Raw genomic sequence first — 19847 nt, forward strand, 5'->3', positions numbered from 1 at the left:
TATGAACCAAAAATTTACAGGCTTTGTTTATGGCGTGGACGCTAGTTCCATGTTTGCCCAAGCCATGGCGCTCTTACAAAAAGGAATGGTTGCGACAGGCGCCTTTCTTGTCGTCATGGGCATTATTAACCTGTCAACCAATATCAAAGATGGTGGACCTGGTGTCCGCAATGCCATCTTAGAAATTGTGGGTGGTGTTATGGTAGGTGCCGCTGGTGCCTTTATCACCCAAATTACCATTTAGGAGGGCTAGGTATGACATGAACAACACATTACCTTCAGCTTTTGTCTTTCTAGCCTCGGAGAAAATTTCAAGCGATAGCCTATTTGAAGGTTTTAACGTGGACTTGGAATCGACGGCCAACTTGGTCAAATCCCTTGCAGATTATAACCCAACCGTTTGGTCTTATATGTCAGCGATCACAAAAGGAGTGATGCAGCCCTTGGGAGTGGCTATTTTAGCAGTCGTTTTAGTCCTTGAGTTCTCGAAGATGGCTAAGAAAATCGCTAACTCAGGTGGTGCCATGACCTTTGAAGCTATTGCTCCTATGATTGTCTCTTATATTATGGTGGCTGTGGTCATTACCAACACCACCGTTATTGTAGAAGCCATCTTAGCCGTTGCTTCTCACATCATTGAAGGCGTAGCTGGTGTCGTTTCTCATGGTGGAACGACTTATGAGACCATTTCAGGACTTAAAGGGTCAGGAATTATTGGAAAACTCATTGTTGGCTTTTTTGCCATTCTGATATGGTTGGTTCGTTTGGTGAGTGTGATGGTGGTGAATCTCCTCATTACCATTCGCTTTATCCAACTTTATCTCATGATTCCATTTGCGCCCCTAACAATTCCGACTTTCCTCAGTGATGACTGGCGAAGCGTTGGGATTGGCTACCTGAAAAATATCATGGTCTATGCTCTCCAAGGGGTCTTGATTTTCTTAATTATTTCCCTTGTTCCCCTCTTTGAATCTGCTGGAAAATTAGCACTCTCAGATGGTGCGGGAGTGATGGAGACGCTAGCGACTGCCTTTGGTGGCTTAGTTCAGGCTATTTTGTTAATCATTGCCTTGGTGGGCAGTCAACGGACTGCCAGAAGTATCCTAGGCATGTAAGGAGGATTGGGAAGGACGTTCCTCCCAATCTTTTTTCATCTTCATCTTAGATTGGAGTCTTATGAATACACGTGTTTTTAAGGACATCACAAAAGTCCAACATAGGGCTTGGCTAGGCTTTACCACACGACAAGTTATCTTTGTCTTGCCAGCCATTGCCATTACCATCCTGATTTTAGGGTTAAACCTCTTTTATTGGCAATTTGGGGATTGGTTTGTCTACGGACTTATCTTTACCTTTACCATTCCTCTTATGCTTTTTGGGGTCTATCGCCCTAATGACTTACCATTTGAAACGTATCTTAATTATAGATGGCATTATGAAATGACCATACCAGACCGTACACTAACTGGACAGAAAGGAATACAACGTGAAAAAAACAAATCGCTCAATGAAACCAAAGACCTCTTCTAAACACAAGAAGACACGTAAACCAAAAGAAGAAGTGCTGCCAACAACTGTTAATACGCTTCTTTACCAAGGCCTTTTTCCTAATGGTCTCATGCAAGTCACCCCAGATTATTTTTCCCAGTCCTATCTTCTAGGAGATGTCAATTACCAGACGGTGGGACTTGAAGATAAGGGAGCGATTATGGAAACCTATTCAGACTTGATTAACAGTTTGGATGACAAGACCAATTTCCAACTTACTATTTTTAACCAGAGGGTCAACTTGGATAAATTTAGAAAGGGTGTCTTGTACCCCTTACATGAGGATGGCTACGATACCTATCGTGAAGAACTCAATCGTATCATGGAAAATAACCTTGAAGCTGGTGAAAATAACTTTTCAGCGGTTAAGCTCATTTCTTTTGGGAAGTCAGACCAAAATCCGAAACTCGCCTATCGCTCCCTGTCTCAAATTGGGGAATATTTCAAGAGTGGTTTTTCTGAAATAGATGCGAACTTTACTCTCCTCAGTGGAGAAAGCCGTGTGAATCACTTGGCTGATATGTTGCGAGGGGAAAATCATTTGTCCTTTACTTATCAAGACCTGGTGCGTTCAGGACAAACAACCAAGCACTTTATTGCCCCAACCAGTATATCTTTCAAACATAAGAATTATGTAGAGATTGACGATAGAGTGCTTCAGATTGTCTATGTTCGTGACTATGGGATGGAGTTAGGAGATAAGTTCTTACGAGAACTCATGCAGTCGGACTTGGAAGTGATGATTAGTCTTCATGCCAAAGGGTCAGCCAAGTCAGAAGCCATGACAAAGCTCCGCACCAAGAAGACTTTGATGGAATCGCAAAAAATTGGGGAACAACAAAAGATGGCACGTTCTGGGGTGTATCTTGAAAAGGTTAGTCAAGTCTTAGAAAGTAATATTGATGAAGCCGATGAGTTGATTAAAACCATGACCCAAACAGGAGACAAGCTCTTTGACACCCTTTTTCTGATTGGAGTCTTTGCGGATAACGAAGACCAATTGAAGCACTCCCTTGATATTATCAAACAAGTGGCAGGTTCTAATGATCTTGTGATTGATAATCTGACCTATATGCAGGAAGCTGCTTTTAATAGCCTGCTTCCTTTTGGCAAGAACTACCTTGAGGGTGTGTCACGGTCTCTTTTGACCTCAAATATTGCCGTTAATTCCCCCTGGACCTCTGTCGACCTACAAGATAAGGGAGGAAAATTCTATGGGATAAACCAGATTTCAAGTAATATCATCACCATTGACCGTGGGAAACTCAATACCCCATCAGGATTGATTCTAGGAACTTCAGGTGCAGGTAAGGGGATGGCGACTAAGCATGAAATCATCTCAACCAAGTTAAAAGAAGAAGAGAGTGATACCGAAATCATCATTGTAGACCCTGAAAATGAGTACAGTATCATTGGTCAAGCCTTTGGTGGGGAGAGCATTGATATTGCGCCTGACTCTACCACTTTCTTAAATGTTTTAGACTTATCCGATGATAATATGGATGAAGACCCTATTAAGGTCAAATCGGAATTTCTATTGTCTTGGATTGGGAAACTCTTAGACCGGAAAATGGACGGTCGAGAAAAGTCCCTAATTGACCGTGTGACACGGTTAACCTATAAGCATTTTGAGACACCATCTCTCGTGGAATGGGTCTTTGTTCTCTCTAAACAGCCTGAACAAGAAGCCAAGGACTTAGCCCTTGATATGGAGCTTTATGTGGAAGGCTCACTCGATATTTTCTCACATCGTACTAATATTAAAACTGACAGCCATTTCCTCATTTACAATGTTAAAAAGTTAGGGGATGAGTTGAAGCAGATTGCCCTCATGGTCATCTTTGACCAGATTTGGAATCGTGTGGTTAAAAACCAAAAACTTGGCAAGAAGACCTGGATTTACTTTGATGAAATGCAGCTGTTGTTGCTAGATAAGTACGCTTCAGATTTCTTCTTTAAATTATGGAGCCGTGTCCGTAAGTATGGAGCCATTCCAACAGGCATTACTCAAAACGTAGAAACCTTACTACTTGATGCCAACGGGAGACGTATTATCGCTAATAGCGAGTTCATGATACTTCTAAAACAAGCTAAAAGTGACCGAGAAGAGTTGGTTCATCTTTTGGGCTTATCTAAAGAACTTGAGAAATACTTGGTTAACCCAGAAAAGGGAGCTGGATTGATTAAGGCAGGCTCAACGGTTGTTCCCTTTAGAAATAAAATCCCACTTCAAACCCAACTCTTTGACATCATGAGTACCGATCCAGAAAAGATGAGGACTGAACAATGACAAGAGAACAACAGAAGGTCAAGGTAGCCCGTAAAACCTTTCAGAGTAGTTTAAAGGCTAGTCGTATCCATTACCGTAGGGAGAAGAAGGGGTTAAAACGCTCACTTCCTAAACGACGCTTTATCATGCGCCGAGCTGAGAAAGCTGAAACAAGGGAACAACGTCAGACTTTGAAGCAAACCTATCAGGAGGAAAAAGACCTAGCGACAGATACCTTCAAGGAAGCGATTGCCCATGTGTCACCCAGATGGCTAAAGGCTAGGGAAATTAAGAAGTATCGGCTTCCTCAAGCCAGACAGCGCCTAGCAGTAGCGAGAAAACACCTGGCAGAGGTCAAGATGTCTGGAAAAGAGGAGGCTGTTACCTCTAAGGTTACCGATCAGAAAGAGTCGACAAAACCAAAAACATCACGGTTTCAGTTTCAAAAAGAAAAACCTCTTGAACGCCTTCAGGCAGAAAAAGAGGTGAAATCAGCGAAGCGTGACGTGAAACAACTGAAAAAAGCACATCAGTTTAAGAACCCCTCGACCAAGGTCAAACGAGGGTTACGCTATGTCGCTTCAGAATTACTTGAGTTAGTCGCTCAAGATGATGACTTAGAGGGAATCAGAACCCTAAAAGAGTCTGTGATTAAAGGAAGACGCTATGGGAGATTTACTTATCAGTCAGGAAAACTACTTGTCAAAAGTGGGCAGACAGGTCTTCGGTTTACTAAGACGAAAGCCGCTCATAGTAAGGAGCGGTATCAGAACTTTAAAAAGGGGAAAGGCTTTACTCGTCAGAAGCCCTTAAAGCCCAAGAGGCGATATCACACCTTTCTCAAGCAAGCCAGAAGGCACAGTGTGTCAGGAATAACAAGGGTTATTCAAGCGATTAAGAATAGCCTGACCTTCTTTTCATCGATTGTCCTTAATCCTATGACTTGGGTCGTGTCAGGCCTCTTGTTTTTCTTGCTTTTGATGATGAGTTTTGTCATAGGAATTTCAGGAACCACTCTCATTCAACAGGATGAGAGTGAACTGACAAAAGCCTATACGTACATGACTTGGGAAGATGCGGAAAACACCCGAACCAACCCCACTGGCATTACCTACTACACCAAGATTGATGACGTCATGGGCTTTATGAATCTCAAGTATCAAGATTATGCTTTAGAAGAAATCATGGAAGAAGGGGATAAAACCTATCAAGCCTATTTGAGTCAACTTTGGCAGGACTTAAACGGTGGGGATTCTTTAAAATCAATGCTTGAGTTAAGTAAGGAGCCTGCCTACAAACTCTCTGATGACGATAGAGAAGACTTAAAGGAATTAAGTGAGGAAGGCACCTACCTTACCCTCCAAGAATTGGACAATCCTTTCCAAAATCAGACTGAAGACGATGCGCTTACCATGACAGTCCGCTATGGCTATGAGGTGATTGATGACAACCCAACGCTTCATCATCATATCATTCTAGAAGCTAAAGAAAATCAAGTGATTGTGGCTCCCATGGATGGTAAGGTTTCCCTGGATGGCGAGAACATTATCATCACGTCAGGTAAGGGACTAAACAAGTCTCAATTGACCTTGTTTAATATCCATACTGGTCGAGTGACAGACGGTCAGAAAGTCCAAGCAGGGGAAGTGATTGGTCAAACCAAGGATGGTGCTGGTCTAAAAGTGACCTATCAAAAGGTTGACGATGATTCAGTGAAACTGGTTTACGTTAATCCAGCCTTTTACTTTCCTAAAGTCATTCAACTCCAAACGACGATTCTCCCTACCATTGGACAATTTGGAGGCGATGAGTTTGCGAGAGCCAAAGCTATCTATGAGTATTTGAAGAGTCAAGGGGTGACTAATCAAGCCATTGCGGCTATTTTAGGAAACTGGTCAGTAGAATCATCCATTAATCCCAAACGAGCTGAAGGTGATTACTTATCACCTCCTGTTGGGGCGAGTGCTAGCTCTTGGGACGATGAGGGCTGGTTGTCTCTAAATGGTCCAGCTATCTATAATGGCAGGTACCCCAATATTCTAAGACGTGGCTTAGGCTTAGGGCAGTGGACAGATACAGCAGATGGGTCACGCAGGCATACCTTATTATTAGAGTATGCCAACCGAAAAAACCAGAAGTGGTATGACTTAGGCTTACAATTGGATTTTATGCTCCATGGGGATAATCCTTACTATACCAACTGGTTAAAAGACTTTTTCAAAAATTCAGGAAGCCCGGCCAGTCTTGCCCAAGTCTTTCTCATTTATTGGGAGGGAAATAGTGATGATAAACTTCTAGAACGTCAAACGAGAGCCACCGAGTGGTATTACCAAATTGAGAAAGGCTTTAGCCAACCAAATGGTGGAACCGCCCAGAGTGATCCAAAAGCGCTGGAAGCGGTTCGAGGAGACCTTTATGACAACTCCGTTCCAGGTGGAGGTGATGGTATGGGCTATGCCTATGGGCAATGTACGTGGGGAGTGGCCGCTCGTATCAACCAATTGGACTTGAAACTCAAAGGCCGAAATGGTGAGAAATTTCCAATCATTAGTACCATGGGGAATGGTCAAGATTGGGTGGCAACAGCAGCACGTCTTGGTGGTGAAACAGGCAAGGTACCGAAAGCAGGAGCGATTATTTCCTTTGCGGGAGGAGGTCATGGATCGCCAACAGAATACGGTCATGTCGCCTTTGTCGAGAAAGTTTACCCAGATGGATCTTTCCTTATCTCAGAAACCAACTATAATGGCAATCCTAACTATACCTTCCGTAAGTTATCAGGAGTCGATGGTACGATTAGTTTTGCCTATACGACGAAATAAAAAAATATTAGAATACTTGTCTTCTTGTCCCAAATGTTGTATGATATTTGGGACAAAGTAATCATCTCATCTAAACTTTAAGCGTGAACATAGGAGTTGACAAATAAGGAATTATCCCGTATAATAATAGTAAATAAAGGTTATAAATTACTTGTGGGCTAGTGGATATGGTCTGCACCCGCCTGTGGGCTCCGCACTCAGTTCAAACTGTTTGTTGAGAAAAAGAATAGCAGGACTGCCTACCCTTGAGGAATAGATAGGGCATATCTAGCGTGAGGTGAAACTCAATACGTGGAAGAGAAGGAAGCACCTGCTTCCTTCTCTTTTTTAGGAGAAAAATAGAATGACATATACTTTGGAATGGCTCGAGACCTTTGATGGAGAAATTGATATTCTCAATGTCGATATGTCTTGTCTAGCCAATACTATTGAGAAATATGTTTCTCAGTACAAATACGTTTATCAGACAAATATGGAGAACTATCCTGAAATTGTTCTTTCTGTCCCAAATTCCTCTATTCCCCATTTATTAGGATTATCAAGAGATCATCATGTTAATTTACCAACTAATAACGCAGGGAGTATTTTTGAAGGATTAAAGGATGATTGGACATTGGAGCGTCTAAATAAGGCTGATAATGGTTGGTTTAACGAAAATAAATTCAAAATCGTTGGAACATTATTACTTTATCAAATGTTACATCTGATGGAATGTAAATTCTACACAACGGATGGTATTTTGAATAGAAAAGTTGGCAAACGATTTAGAAGAGATAATATTTATTTTGTGGTCTTCAAATTAAGTAATGGTATTAGTTATACCGTTGAATTATCGCGTGAACAAGGGAACCAATACTTTCCAAGAAGTCTTAAAATCAACGACACCTTAATTACAAATTGTAGAGAAATAGAGTTGAAACTTGTTGACAAGAAACGCTTTAAGACCGCTAAAGCTAGAAAGGTTAATTGGCCGTCTTAATAGAAATATTGATATGATAATCATTGGGTCATCCACTTTTTGTGGGTGGCTTTTTTCTTTATCCTTCGTTGATGTGATACCAAAATCAAGCCGTCTTTTTTATGATGGGGAGAGAGTGACAGATTGTTACTACTTATCAAAAGAAAAGAAGGACTTTTTTATGACCAAACAATGTCATCATCACTTTTTAGTCAATCAGGAAAAAGCAGAAAAACATGTCTTCCGTAAGAGTAAGAAGTACCGTACGCTTTGTTCGGTAGCTCTTGGAACTATGGTGACAGCTGTTGTCGCTTGGAGTGGCCAAGTAGCACAAGCTGACGAAGTGGTAACACCCTCTCAAGATAAAACCGTTCAGTTGACAGATAATCCTGCGACCAACTTACCAGAAGCTCAGCCAACTCCAGTTGTTGAACAAACTGATAGTCTTGCGTCAACTGGTCAATCAGATGGGGCTATCACAGTTACGGTTCCTCATGATGTTGTGACACAGGCTGTCAATCAAGCAACTGCTGAAGGGGTTACTACTGTTCAAGACCAACCTATGGACTTGGGAAATACAACTTCTGCGAGTGAGACCAGTAAGCAATTGGATACCGCTGAAGCGGATGCTGCTGAGCAGGCTGAAGCCATCACTCAGGTGACCAATACCTATAAAGCAGATAAAGCCGCCTATGAACAAGATAAAACACGTGTTGAACAAGGGAATGCTGCGTTGGCTGCTAGTCATAAAGAAGCTACTCAAGCAGGAAACGCCTTGAATCATTCAGTGGATAGCACAGTTTCAAAAATCAAAGGCCAAGATCAGTTGGCTAATGTGACCGTTACAACTCAAACCGTAACATCAGGAGATGGTTCAACGGTTTCAGGCTATCAGGATTATACCTCTGCGGTAGCTGCTATTGATAAGCAAAATAAGGACAATCTATCTGAATACGAATCAAAGAAAAAAGATGCAGATGCCATTGTCGCAAAGAACTTAGTTACTCAAAAGGAAAATGAAACGGGTCTTGCTAAAGCAAAGGCTGATAATGAAGCAATTGATAAACGCAATCAAGCCGGACAAAAAGCAGTGGATGATGAAAACAAGTCAGGTCAAGCTACTGTTGATGCCTATAATAAAGACCAACAGAAATTAGTCACAGACCGTGAAGCTGAGATTGCTTCTATCACGAAACGCAATAAGGAAAAAGAAGAAGCTGCCAAGAAAGAAAATGACGCCATTGATGCCTATAACACCAAGGAAATGAAGCGCTATAAACGTGATTTAGCTGAGATTTCAAAAGGAGAGGAAGGCTATATCTCTCAAGCTCTTGCTCAGGCACTCAACTTGAATAATGGAGAACCGCAAGCACGACATTCAGCTGATACCAGAAATCCTAATCGTATCGTTGCAAAAGGTGACGCTATGCTTGGTGGGTACTCTAAGATCCTTGATTCGACAGGATTCTTTGTCTATGACACCTTTAAAACGGGAGAAACCCTTTCCTTTACCTATCAAAATCTTCAAAATGCTCGCTTTGATGGTAAGAAAATCACAAAAGTAGCCTATGACATTACAAACCTTGTTTCTCCAGCTGGAACTAATGCCGTACAGTTGGTTGTACCAAATGACCCAACAGAAGGCTTTATTGCCTACCGTAATGATGGGACAGGTAATTGGCGAACCGATAAAATGGAGTTTCGTGTCAAAGCCAAGTATTTCTTAGAAGATGGCTCACAAGTGAACTTCACCAAGGAAAAACCAGGTGTCTTTACCCACTCCTCACTCAACCACAATGACATCGGTTTAGAGTATGTGAAAGACTCATCAGGCAAGTTTGTCCCTATCAATGGCTCAACCATTCAAGTGACTAACGAAGGTTTGGCTCGTTCACTCGGGTCAAACCGTGCCAGTGATTTAAATCTTCCTGAAGAATGGGATACGTCATACAGTAAATATGCCTATAAGGGAGCGATAGTCTCAACGGTTACATCAGGCAACACTTATACAGTGACCTTTGGTCAAGGGGATATGCCCCAAAATGTTGGTCTCTCTTATTGGTTTGCCTTAAATACCCTACCAGTTGCACGGACGGTCAAACCTTATAGTCCAAAACCTCATGTGACACCAAAGTTAGAGCCAATTCCAGAACCGATTAAGGTTGTGCCAAAAACCTTTACCCCAAAGACCTTTACCCCAGAGCCACCTGTGAGCTTTAAGGAAAAACCATTAGAGAAAGTTACTCAGCCTAGTTTGACACTCACCAAGGTGACCTTGCCTAAAGAACCTAAACCAGAACCGTTACCAAAAGCACCACAAGTGCCAACGGTTCATTATCACGACTATCGTCTGACAACGACTCCTGAAATTGTTAAGGAAGTTATCAATACCGACCAAGTGAACCTTCATGACAAAACGGTCGCAAAAGATTCAACGGTCATTTACCCTTTAACCGTAGACGCTTTTTCTCCAAATCGAGCCAAAACCACAAGCCTCACCTTTGAAGATTACCTTCCAGCAGGCTATGCTTTTGACAAGGAAAAAACGCAGGCAGAAAATGGAAATTATACCCTTAGCTTTGATGCTGCTAAGAACTTTGTGACCTTGACCGCCAAGGAAGCCTTGCTTCAAGAGGTCAATAAAGACCTCACCAAGTCTTACCAACTGGTGGCTCCGAAACTTTACGGTAGCCTTCAAAATGATGGAGCAACCTATTCCAACAGTTATCAGCTCCTCATCAATAAGGGAACCCCAAATGCTTATACCGTGACTTCCAATGTCGTGACGGTGCGAACGCCTGGTGATGGAACGACCACTAGCCGTATTGAGCCGCAGAAGAAAAATGAAAATGAAGATGGTGTGGTCATTAACGATACGGTAGTGGCTTTAGGAACAACTAATCATTACCGTTTGACCTGGGATTTAGATCAATATAAAGGCGATAGGTCTTCTAAAGAGACAATTGCTCGTGGTTTCTTCTTTGTAGATGACTACCCAGAAGAAGTGTTGGACTTAGTAGACAAGGGGACAGGTATCACCACTCCTGATGGCAAAGCCGTATCAGGGATTACTGTTAAGGCTTATGCGTCGCTGTCAGAAGCTCCTAAAGACATTCAAGATAAACTCGCTCATGCTAAGATTTCTCCAAAAGGGGCTTTCCAAGTCTTTATGCCTAATGATAATCAGGCTTTCTATGACCAGTATGTCAAAACAGGCACTTCTTTAAACCTTGTCACCAAAATGACGGTCAAAGATAGTCTTTATGGTCAGACGAAGACTTATCGAAACAAGGCTTACCAAGTGGATTTTGGCAATGGCTATGAAACCGATGAGGTGACGAATACCCTTGTTAGCCCAGCACCTAAAAAACAAAACCTAAATAAGGATAAGGTGGACATCAATGGAAAACCGATGGTGGTCGGTTCACAAAACCACTATACCTTGTCATGGGACTTGGACCAATACCGTGGCATTAAAGCTGATAAGGCTCAGATTGCACAAGGGTTTTACTTTGTGGATGATTATCCCGAAGAAGCTCTATTACCAGATGAAGCAAGTATTCAACTTGTGACAACTGTTGGCAAAGCAGTGTCAGGTGTGACGGTTAAAACTTATACGAACTTATCAGAAGCTCCTAAAAAACTACAAGCAGCTCTTTCAAAACGCAAGATTGCGCCTAAAGGAGCCTTCCAAGTCTTTATGGCAGAAGATCCGCAAGCTTTTTATTATTCATATGTAACGCAAGGTCAAAACATCACCATCGTTACTCCTATGACTGTCCGTGAGTCTATGCTTAATTCAGGAAAGTCTTATGACAATGTGGCTTATCAGGTAGATTTTGGACAAGCCTATGAAACCAATACGGTAACGAATCACGTGCCAAAAGTAACACCACATAAAACTAATACCAATAAAGAAGGCGTTTCTATTGATGGCAAGACCGTTCTTCCAAATACCGTCAATTATTATAAGATTGTTCTTGATTACAGTCAGTACAAGGATTTGGTAGTGACGGAGGATGTTCTTGCCAAAGGTTTTTACATGGTGGATGATTACCCTGAAGAAGCGATTAGCGTAAATGCAGATGGTGTCCAAGTGATGGATATGGCAGGAAATCTTGTCAAAGGGATTTCGGTGAAAGCCTATGCCTCATTGTTAGAAGCGCCTAAAGTGGTTCAAGACGCTATGGCCAAACGCCAGTTCACACCCAAAGGAGCCATTCAAGTTTTAAGTGCTGAAAATCCAAAAGCGTTCTACGAGGCTTATGTTAAAACTGGTCAAACCTTAGTGGTGACCCTTCCAATGACCATTAAGAATGAGCTGACAAAGACTGGTGGGAAGTATGAAAACACCGCTTATCAGATTGACTTTGGTTTGGCTTATGTGACAGAGACAGTGGTCAATAATGTACCAAAACTGGACCCACAAAAAGATGTGGTGATTGATTTGTCACAAAAGGAGAACAGTCTGGATGGAAAAGAAGTTGCCTTGAATCAGGTCTTTAACTACCGCTTGGTGGGAGCACTTATTCCTGGTAATCGTGCGACACCACTCATCGAGTACCGCTTTGACGATGATTACGATGAAAGCCATGACGACTATAATGGTGTTTACAAGGCTTATACTGTGGTAGATGTCACTCTAAAAGATGGAACGGTTTTACCAAAAGGGACAGAAGTGACCAAGTTCACGCTGCAACACGTAGACACGTCAAAAGGAACGGTTACCATCAGTTTTGATCAGGAATTCCTTGAAAAACTAGCAGAAGAATCCGAGTTTCAGGCAGATGTTTACGTGCAAATGAAACGAATCGCTTCAGGTGAAGTAGAAAATACGGTACTACATACCGTGAATGGCTACACCATCAGTTCAAACACGGTTAAAACAACTACTCCTGAACCAGAGCCACCTACTCCAAATCAACCAACCCCACCCCAACCACCTATTCCAACACAAGAACCACCAGTTCCAGCAAGTGTCTTACCAAATACAGGAGAGAGTCAATCCCTCTTAGCGCTTGTCGGTGGAGGACTTCTTTTAGGCCTAACTTACGGACTTTCTAAACGCAAAATGGAGGACAACTAAATGGAACCCAAAAACATTTACACAAGAGATTCAGACCAGGATGGTCTAACGGATGCTCAAGAGTTAGCTTTAGGGACTAATCCTTTTAGCAGTGATACGGATAGTGACGGACTGACAGACCTTGAAGAAGTCCAACAAGGCTTGAATCCAATTCAACAGCGTAAGGAGAGAAGCTATGGCTTGGAATTATGACACAATTTCTAGAACCCTTTCAGAGATGGCACGAGAAAACTATGAAGACATGGTTAAAGCCTTTTTAGCCATGGAGTTGAGTATCAAAAACAAGTCACTTCTTGATACGCTCTATCAAGACTTTAGGAGCATTGATGACTTGTCTTTAGTTAGTGATGACCTGCACCTAAGAGCGGACGGTTATCAGGAACAGCTTCAAGAAGAAGTGACGGACCTCTTGGATAAACTCTATCGAACAGGTGAGGGAGCTAGTTTCATTATGGAAGTGATTGCGTCCAACAATATTTCTGATTCCCTTGCTCAGTATGAGGTTTTGAATGAGGAGGATTACTCATCTCTCACCTTAGAGACCTTGCAGGATATTATCCAAAAGGAGTTGTCTTTAACGAGTCAAGATTATTTTGGAGATGTGACCTATCTTGCCTTGCAGAAAGATTTGTTAGACCAGAAAAGCCATTTCTTACAACAGTATGTGACAACTTTGATGGATAAGTTGCCACAAGAAAAAGACCAAAGCGCCTTGGTCCTAGACTAAAGCAGTGGGCTGAGAACTTTTCTCAGCCCCTTTTTATATTGGAGGAACATATGACTCAAGAACAATTACTTGAAATGTTGCGGGCAAGATTGCCACGTGACCAGATTCTTTTGGAATCCTTTTTACGCTATCAAGCAGTCCATTTTGATGATGATTGGGATAGCCTTATCCAAAATTTTACAACCCAAAGAGGAGTAGTCACCTCACCTGTTCAAGTGGTTCGCTTTGTAACAGAAGTTTCTGCTTTTGTAGAGGCAAGCCCCTTTGATGGAGTGACTGACCTGAGCAGCTACACACAGACCTTTGGTCAGGCTGGTTTAAAGAAGTTACCTCAGTTAAACAGTGATGAGAAAGATTTGGTGATTGAAGTAGCCCTCTTTAACCTAGCCACTCGCTTTCATCTCTTAGACCAAGAAGGCGCCTATCAGTCCATTTCGGTAGCTTCTCTTTTGGATAAAAGCAAAGCTGCTAATTTGGTTAATGTCTACCGAGTGGCCAATAATTTGTCTGATCGTATTAGCCGTGATATTGAACAGTTTCTTCTCACTTATGAACCTGAATTAGAAAGTACACAGGAAACGTTGGAGGAAAAAAAGGAGGTTGTTGAGAATATAGTAATACCAGAGTCTCATCAAGAGATCACCTTTCGTGAAGAAGGACTTGTCATGATCGCAAGTCTTGATGAGGACGAGTTATCACAACTCGATTTACGAACAGGGCAAACAGAACATTTATCAGCCTATGAACATCTAAACTTGTCCCAAAAATTTGAGATACTAAGTCACTTTGATCAAGTGCGAAATAGCCGTCCAAAGCTACCAAACCTGAGACGTGGGGAGTTTGACCATGAAATGGAAATGACGCCAATCTATGAAGACGATAGCCTCTTAACCTATTTGGAAGCAGATGGGACGGTCTATGACTTACAACGTCCCCTAACACCTCAAGAAGAAGTAATCTTAACTGAAATGGGTCAAACCATTTTGGCTGAAAATACCGAAAAATTGACCAATTTAGGGATAGACTTAGCTGACGTTGATGAGCAACAACGTGGGATACTGATAGATGCTGCAGGGCGTTTTCATTTGAAGAATGCGAACCTAGCCTTATTAGGGGGCTATCCTAAAGCAACCGTTACTCAATTAGCCCTTGCGACAGAATTGCTTCAGATGGGATTAACGCATGACAAGACAGAATTTTTCTTGACCAGTCAGCTAGACTTCGAAGAGTTAAGACCCATTGCCTATGCCTTCTTGCATGAAGACCTCACTCTTGAAGAAGCAAGAACCTTTGAAAGTGACAAACTGTCCCAGCCAGAACTATCCTTTAGAGACTGGCGAGAACACCTATCGCAAACAGAACCTGAAATCATTGTGACTCAAGAAAAACTACCAAATCCTATCGTAGAGGAAGCCCTTAAACGCTACCCGATTGCTTCGATTGTGACTTATAAGGGGCAAGAGTTTCAAGTAATGGCCATTGAGGACTCAGGCGTTAATAACCTGATTCGGATTGAATTACAAAATGATTTCACAGATGTGATTGAACAAAATCCAGTTCTTTTCTTACGGACACTAGAAGACATCACTCAAGCTCTTCATGTTCCTTCTGTCGAAGAAAAAGAGGAAGTGGAAGAAACTCAGCAGGAATTAGACCTCTTTTCCTTCATGGATATGGAAGAACAAAATGAGCCGGTTTCTCAAGTGACGGCTTCTGTATCATCAAATAAGAGAGAGGCTAAACAAGAAGAAGCATTGTCAGAAGATGAGTTGGAACCAGAAGTCACTGAGACGCCCCCGACCACTGATTTTCACTTCCCAGAAGATCTAACAGACTTTTACCCTAAGACAACAAGAGATAAGGTTGAAATGAATGTGGCTGCCATTCGTTTGGTGAAAAGGCTTGAAGCTGAACATCGTCAAGCCACGCCAAGTGAACAGGAACTCCTTGCCAAATACGTAGGTTGGGGAGGACTAGCCAATGAGGTCTTTGACGAGTATAATCCTAAGTTTTCTAAGGAACGTGAGGCATTAAAAACGCTAGTCACCGATAAAGAGTATTCGGACATGAAACAATCTTCTCTGACTGCCTATTACACGGATCCCACTCTTATTCGTCAGATGTGGGAGAAGTTAGAACGTGATGGCTTTACAGGTGGTAAAATTCTTGACCCGTCTATGGGAACAGGGAATTTCTTTGCGGCAATGCCTAAACACCTGAGAGAAAATAGTGAGTTGTATGGTGTAGAGCTAGACACGATTACAGGAGCTATTGCCAAACACCTTCATCCCAATAGCCATATTGAAGTAAAGGGCTTTGAGACTGTTGCCTTTAATGACAATAGCTTTGATTTGGTTCTTTCAAATGTACCGTTTGCTAATATCAGGATTGCGGACAGTCGCTATGATAAACCCTATATGATTCATGATTACTTTGTTAAAAAATCCCTTGATTTGGTGCATGATGGTGGGCAAGTGGCTATTATTTCCTCCACAGGAACCATGGATAAACGGACAGAAAACATTCTTCAGGACATTCGTGAGACGACTGATTTTCTAGGTGGTGTGCGTTTACCAGATAGCGCCTTTAAGGCCATTGCAGGTACCAATGTCACAACAGATATGTTGTTCTTCCAAAAACATATGGATAAGGGATATGTAGCAGATGATTTAGCTTTTTCAGGTTCTATTCGTTATGACAAGGATGACCGTATTTGGCTCAATCCTTACTTTGATGGAGACTACAACAGTCAGGTTCTTGGGACCTATGAGGTTAGAAACTTTAACGGAGGGACACTTTCTGTGAAAGGCACTTCTGATAATTTGCTAGCAGATGTTCAGACTGCTCTTAAACAGGTTAAAGCCCCTAGAGTGGTGGATAACTCTGATATCTTCATCACTCCTGATGTGATGAAAAAACAGGTCGTTGATACCTCAATTCCTTCTGACATCAGAGAAAGCTTAGACCAGTATAGCTTTGGCTATAAAGATTCTACGGTTTACTACCGTGATCATAAGGGCATTCGTGTAGGGACAAAGACAGAGGAGATTAGCTACTATGTGGACGAGGAGGGGACCTTTAAGGCATGGGACACTAAGCACTCGCAAAAGCAGATTGACCGTTTTAATGAACTCGAAGTCACCGATAGCACCGCTCTTGATGTGCATGTGACCGAAGAAGCCACCAAACGTGGGCAATTTAAGGGCTATTTCAAAAAGACCGTCTTTTATGAAGCTCCTTTGTCTGAGAAAGAAGAGGCACGAATTAAAGGGATGGTTGATATTCGAAATGCTTACCAAGAGGTCATCGCCATTCAACGTTACTATGATTATGACAAAGACGAGTTCAATCACTTGTTAGGACATCTCAATCGGACCTATGATAGTTTTGTGAAACGCTTTGGCTATGTCAATAGTGCTGTGAATCGTAACCTCTTTGATAGTGATGATAAGTATTCGCTCGTTGCGAGTTTAGAAGATGAAAGTCTTGATCCAAGTGGGAAGACAGTTATCTATACCAAGTCACTTGCCTTTGAAAAGGCCCTAGTTCGTCCTGAAAAGGAAGTGACGGCAGTTTCTTCTGCCCTTGACGCTCTCAATTCTAGTCTAGCAGATGGTCGTGGGGTCGATTTGGATTACATGATGTCTATTTATCAGACGGATTCTAAAGCGACTTTGATTGAAGAATTAGGAGACGCTATTATTCCTGACCCAGAACGCTATCTAAACGATAGGGAAGTGGTCTATAAATCTCGGCAGGATTTCTTATCAGGGGATGTGATGACTAAGTTAGAGGTTGTGGACTTACTCATCAAAGAAGATAATTCTGATTTTCCTTGGGTCTATTATCAAGGTCTCTTAGAAGATGTGAAACCGCCACGTGTGACCTTGGCTGATATTGATTATCGGATTGGTTCACGCTGGATTCCTCTAGCTGTTTATGGGAAATTTGCCCAAGAAACCTTTATGGGACAAACTTTTGACTTGACTGATCAAGAAGTATCAACTGTTCTTGAAGTCAGTCCAATTGATGGGACGATGTCTTACCAATCCAAGTTTGCCTTTAGGTATTCTACCGCAACGGATAGAAGTTTAGGTGTGCCTGGGTCTCGGTATGATAGTGGTCGTAAAATCTTTGAAAACCTGCTTAATTCCAATCAACCAACCATTACCAAACAAGTGGAAGATGGGGATAAGAAAAAGCATGTGACGGACGTGGAGAAGACAACGGTTCTTCGTGCTAAGGAAACACAACTTCAAGAACTCTTCCAAGATTTTGTGGCAAGTTACCCAGTGGTGCAACAGATGATTGAAGAGACCTATAATAGCCTTTATAATCGTACAGTCTCAAAAGTTTATGATGGCAGCCATTTAACTATTGATGGGCTTGCCCAGAATATTTCCTTACGCCCTCACCAAAAGAATGCCATTCAACGCATTGTGGAAGAAAAACGAGCGCTTCTAGCTCATGAAGTGGGTTCAGGTAAGACCTTAACCATGCTTGGGGCAGGATTCAAACTGAAAGAATTGGGTATGGTGCATAAGCCTCTTTATGTGGTGCCATCAAGTCTGACCGCTCAGTTTGGCCAAGAAATCATGAAGTTCTTCCCAACCAAGAATGTCTACGTGATGACCAAGAAAGATTTTGCGAAAGCCAAACGCAAGCAATTTGTGTCACGGATCATCACAGGGGATTACGATGCCATTGTCATTGGGGATTCCCAGTTTGAGAAAATACCCATGAGTCAGGAAAAGCAAGTGACCTATATTCAAGATAAGTTACAACAACTTCGTGACATCAAGCAAGGTAGTGATAGTGATTATACTGTTAAAGAAGCAGAGCGTTCTATTAAGGGCTTAGAGCACCAATTGGAAGAACTTCAAAAGTTGGAACGTGATACCTTTATTGAATTTGAAAATCTAGGGATTGACTTTCTCTTTGTGGACGAGGCTCACCATTTTAAGAATATCAGACCCATTACAGGACTTGGTAATGTCGCAGGAATTACCAACACGACTTCTAAAAAGAACGTGGATATGGAAATGAAGGTCAGACAGGTTCAAGGAGAACACGACTATCGTAATGTGGTCTTTGCGACAGGAACACCAGTCTCTAACTCTATTAGTGAACTCTATACCATGATGAGTTATATCCAACCAGATGTCTTAGAACGATACCAGGTATCTAATTTTGATTCATGGGTAGGGGCTTTTGGGAATATCGAAAATTCTATGGAACTAGCACCGACAGGGGATAAATACCAACCCAAGAAACGCTTTAAGAAATTTGTGAACCTGCCTGAACTCATGCGGATTTATAAGGAAACAGCTGATATTCAGACCTCAGATATGCTTGATTTACCTGTTCCTGAAGCTAAAGTCATTGCGGTAGAGAGTGAACTCACAGAAGCTCAGAAATACTACCTTGAAGAGTTGGTTGACCGTTCAGACGCTATCAAGTCAGGCAGTGTTGACCCTAGTGATGATAACATGTTAAAAATCACTGGGGAAGCTAGAAAATTAGCCATTGACATGCGCCTCATTGACTCAGCCTATACCCTATCGGACAATCAGAAGATTATGCAAGTGGTGGATAATGTGGAACGTATTTACCGTGAGGGAGAAAATTTGAAAGCTACCCAGATGATTTTCTCTGATATTGGAACACCTAAAAGTAAGGAAGTGGGCTTTGATGTTTACAATGAACTTAAAGATCTACTTGTTGATCGAGGGATTCCCAAAGAAGAAATAGCCTTTGTACATGACGCTAATACGGATGAGAAAAAGAACTCTCTGTCACGCAAGGTCAATAGTGGAGAAGTACGGATTCTCATGGCTTCTACGGAAAAAGGTGGAACAGGTCTAAACGTCCAGTCACGTATGAAAGCAGTCCACCATTTGGACGTTCCCTGGAGACCAAGTGATGTAGGACGGATTTTGCGGACATTCAAAATAAAAAAGAATGTGGAGGTAACAGACAATGGCAAAGACAATTTTTGAGGAAATGGGCGGCAAATACGAAAGGCAAGGCGATTATTTAATACCGTGCTTAACTGTACCCGCCGAAGAAGAACAGCCGATAGGCATCTGGGGACAGCGGCATTTGGATTATCTGAAGCATCACTGCAAAGTTACATACACCAATCTTCTTACAAGCGGCAGACTTAACGCTTACCTTGCCGACATTGACAGACAGGCACAGGAACGCTTTGAAAGGCTCATAGAGGGTATGAAACAGGCACAGGGCATAACGGAACAGCTAAAGGCAGAAAACGCCTTAGAATGGACAGGATGCCTCAATAACATAAGGGCTTGTGCGAGGGAGATTGTGGAAAAGGAAATTATTTTTGCATAAACAGATGATTAGTGGCAGGGGGAAATCCTGCCGCTTTTTCTGCTTTAGTTTGTCAGCTTGACAAATAAAGGGTTAAGGAATAT

The 19847-nt window shown here is 42.1% G+C and carries 11 protein-coding genes; all 11 read left to right on the top strand.

The features are described from left to right. The first annotated feature begins 1 nt into the window (after position 1). The 11 genes from DQM45_RS03200 (at position 2) to DQM45_RS03250 (ending at position 19764) form a co-directional block, all read left to right on the top strand. Complete coding sequence (locus DQM45_RS03200; RefSeq protein WP_001072129.1) at positions 2-244, top strand: hypothetical protein; 243 nt, start codon at positions 2-4, stop codon at positions 242-244. Positions 245-260: 16 nt separating this feature from the next. Further along, the gene (locus DQM45_RS03205) at positions 261-1115 is read left to right on the top strand and encodes a type IV secretion system protein (RefSeq protein ID WP_003085497.1); all 855 of its coding nucleotides are present in this window, start codon (positions 261-263) and stop codon (positions 1113-1115) included. A gap of 61 nt (positions 1116-1176) precedes the next feature. Beyond that, positions 1177-1530, top strand: coding sequence for a PrgI family protein (locus tag DQM45_RS03210; protein WP_001097593.1), 354 nt, complete (start codon positions 1177-1179; stop codon positions 1528-1530). Continuing rightward, complete coding sequence (locus DQM45_RS03215) at positions 1487-3838, top strand: VirB4-like conjugal transfer ATPase, CD1110 family (protein ID WP_003084534.1); 2352 nt, start codon at positions 1487-1489, stop codon at positions 3836-3838. The genes DQM45_RS03210 and DQM45_RS03215 overlap by 44 nt, the downstream gene beginning before the upstream one ends. Continuing rightward, on the top strand, positions 3835-6639 hold the full coding sequence (locus DQM45_RS03220; protein WP_003082612.1) for a phage tail tip lysozyme: 2805 nt from the start codon (positions 3835-3837) through the stop codon (positions 6637-6639). The genes DQM45_RS03215 and DQM45_RS03220 overlap by 4 nt, the downstream gene beginning before the upstream one ends. Before the next feature lie 343 nt (positions 6640-6982). After that, positions 6983-7618: a hypothetical protein gene (locus tag DQM45_RS03225; RefSeq protein ID WP_003084567.1), complete on the top strand. Its 636-nt coding sequence runs from the start codon at positions 6983-6985 to the stop codon at positions 7616-7618. A 160-nt stretch (positions 7619-7778) separates the two neighbouring features. After that, complete coding sequence (locus DQM45_RS03230) at positions 7779-12683, top strand: SspB-related isopeptide-forming adhesin (protein ID WP_003083409.1); 4905 nt, start codon at positions 7779-7781, stop codon at positions 12681-12683. Further along, entirely contained in the window at positions 12684-12875 is a 192-nt protein-coding gene (locus tag DQM45_RS03235; RefSeq protein ID WP_003083517.1) for a thrombospondin type 3 repeat-containing protein, read from the top strand. Further along, positions 12859-13410, top strand: coding sequence for a hypothetical protein (locus DQM45_RS03240; RefSeq protein WP_003085680.1), 552 nt, complete (start codon positions 12859-12861; stop codon positions 13408-13410). Before DQM45_RS03235 ends, DQM45_RS03240 begins: the two co-directional genes overlap by 17 nt. Positions 13411-13460: 50 nt before the next feature. Beyond that, complete coding sequence (locus tag DQM45_RS03245; RefSeq protein WP_003084104.1) at positions 13461-19409, top strand: DEAD/DEAH box helicase family protein; 5949 nt, start codon at positions 13461-13463, stop codon at positions 19407-19409. Next, positions 19390-19764, top strand: coding sequence for a TnpV protein (locus DQM45_RS03250; protein WP_001140406.1), 375 nt, complete (start codon positions 19390-19392; stop codon positions 19762-19764). The genes DQM45_RS03245 and DQM45_RS03250 overlap by 20 nt, the downstream gene beginning before the upstream one ends. Positions 19765-19847: the final 83 nt, after the last annotated feature.

This window comes from Streptococcus porcinus (assembly GCF_900475415.1).
GTDB classification, from domain to species: Bacteria; Bacillota; Bacilli; order Lactobacillales; family Streptococcaceae; genus Streptococcus; species Streptococcus porcinus.

Bases quoted from the DNA above. Each gene is read 5' to 3' on its own strand.
- DQM45_RS03200 (WP_001072129.1), top strand. From the start codon at position 2: ATGAACCAAAAATTTACAGGCTTTGTTTATGGCGTGGACGCTAGTTCC.
- DQM45_RS03205 (WP_003085497.1), top strand. From the start codon at position 261: ATGAACAACACATTACCTTCAGCTTTTGTCTTTCTAGCCTCGGAGAAA.
- DQM45_RS03210 (WP_001097593.1), top strand. From the start codon at position 1,177: ATGAATACACGTGTTTTTAAGGACATCACAAAAGTCCAACATAGGGCT.
- DQM45_RS03220 (WP_003082612.1), top strand. From the start codon at position 3,835: ATGACAAGAGAACAACAGAAGGTCAAGGTAGCCCGTAAAACCTTTCAG.
- DQM45_RS03225 (WP_003084567.1), top strand. From the start codon at position 6,983: ATGACATATACTTTGGAATGGCTCGAGACCTTTGATGGAGAAATTGAT.
- DQM45_RS03230 (WP_003083409.1), top strand. From the start codon at position 7,779: ATGACCAAACAATGTCATCATCACTTTTTAGTCAATCAGGAAAAAGCA.
- DQM45_RS03235 (WP_003083517.1), top strand. From the start codon at position 12,684: ATGGAACCCAAAAACATTTACACAAGAGATTCAGACCAGGATGGTCTA.
- DQM45_RS03240 (WP_003085680.1), top strand. From the start codon at position 12,859: ATGGCTTGGAATTATGACACAATTTCTAGAACCCTTTCAGAGATGGCA.
- DQM45_RS03245 (WP_003084104.1), top strand. From the start codon at position 13,461: ATGACTCAAGAACAATTACTTGAAATGTTGCGGGCAAGATTGCCACGT.
- DQM45_RS03250 (WP_001140406.1), top strand. From the start codon at position 19,390: ATGGCAAAGACAATTTTTGAGGAAATGGGCGGCAAATACGAAAGGCAA.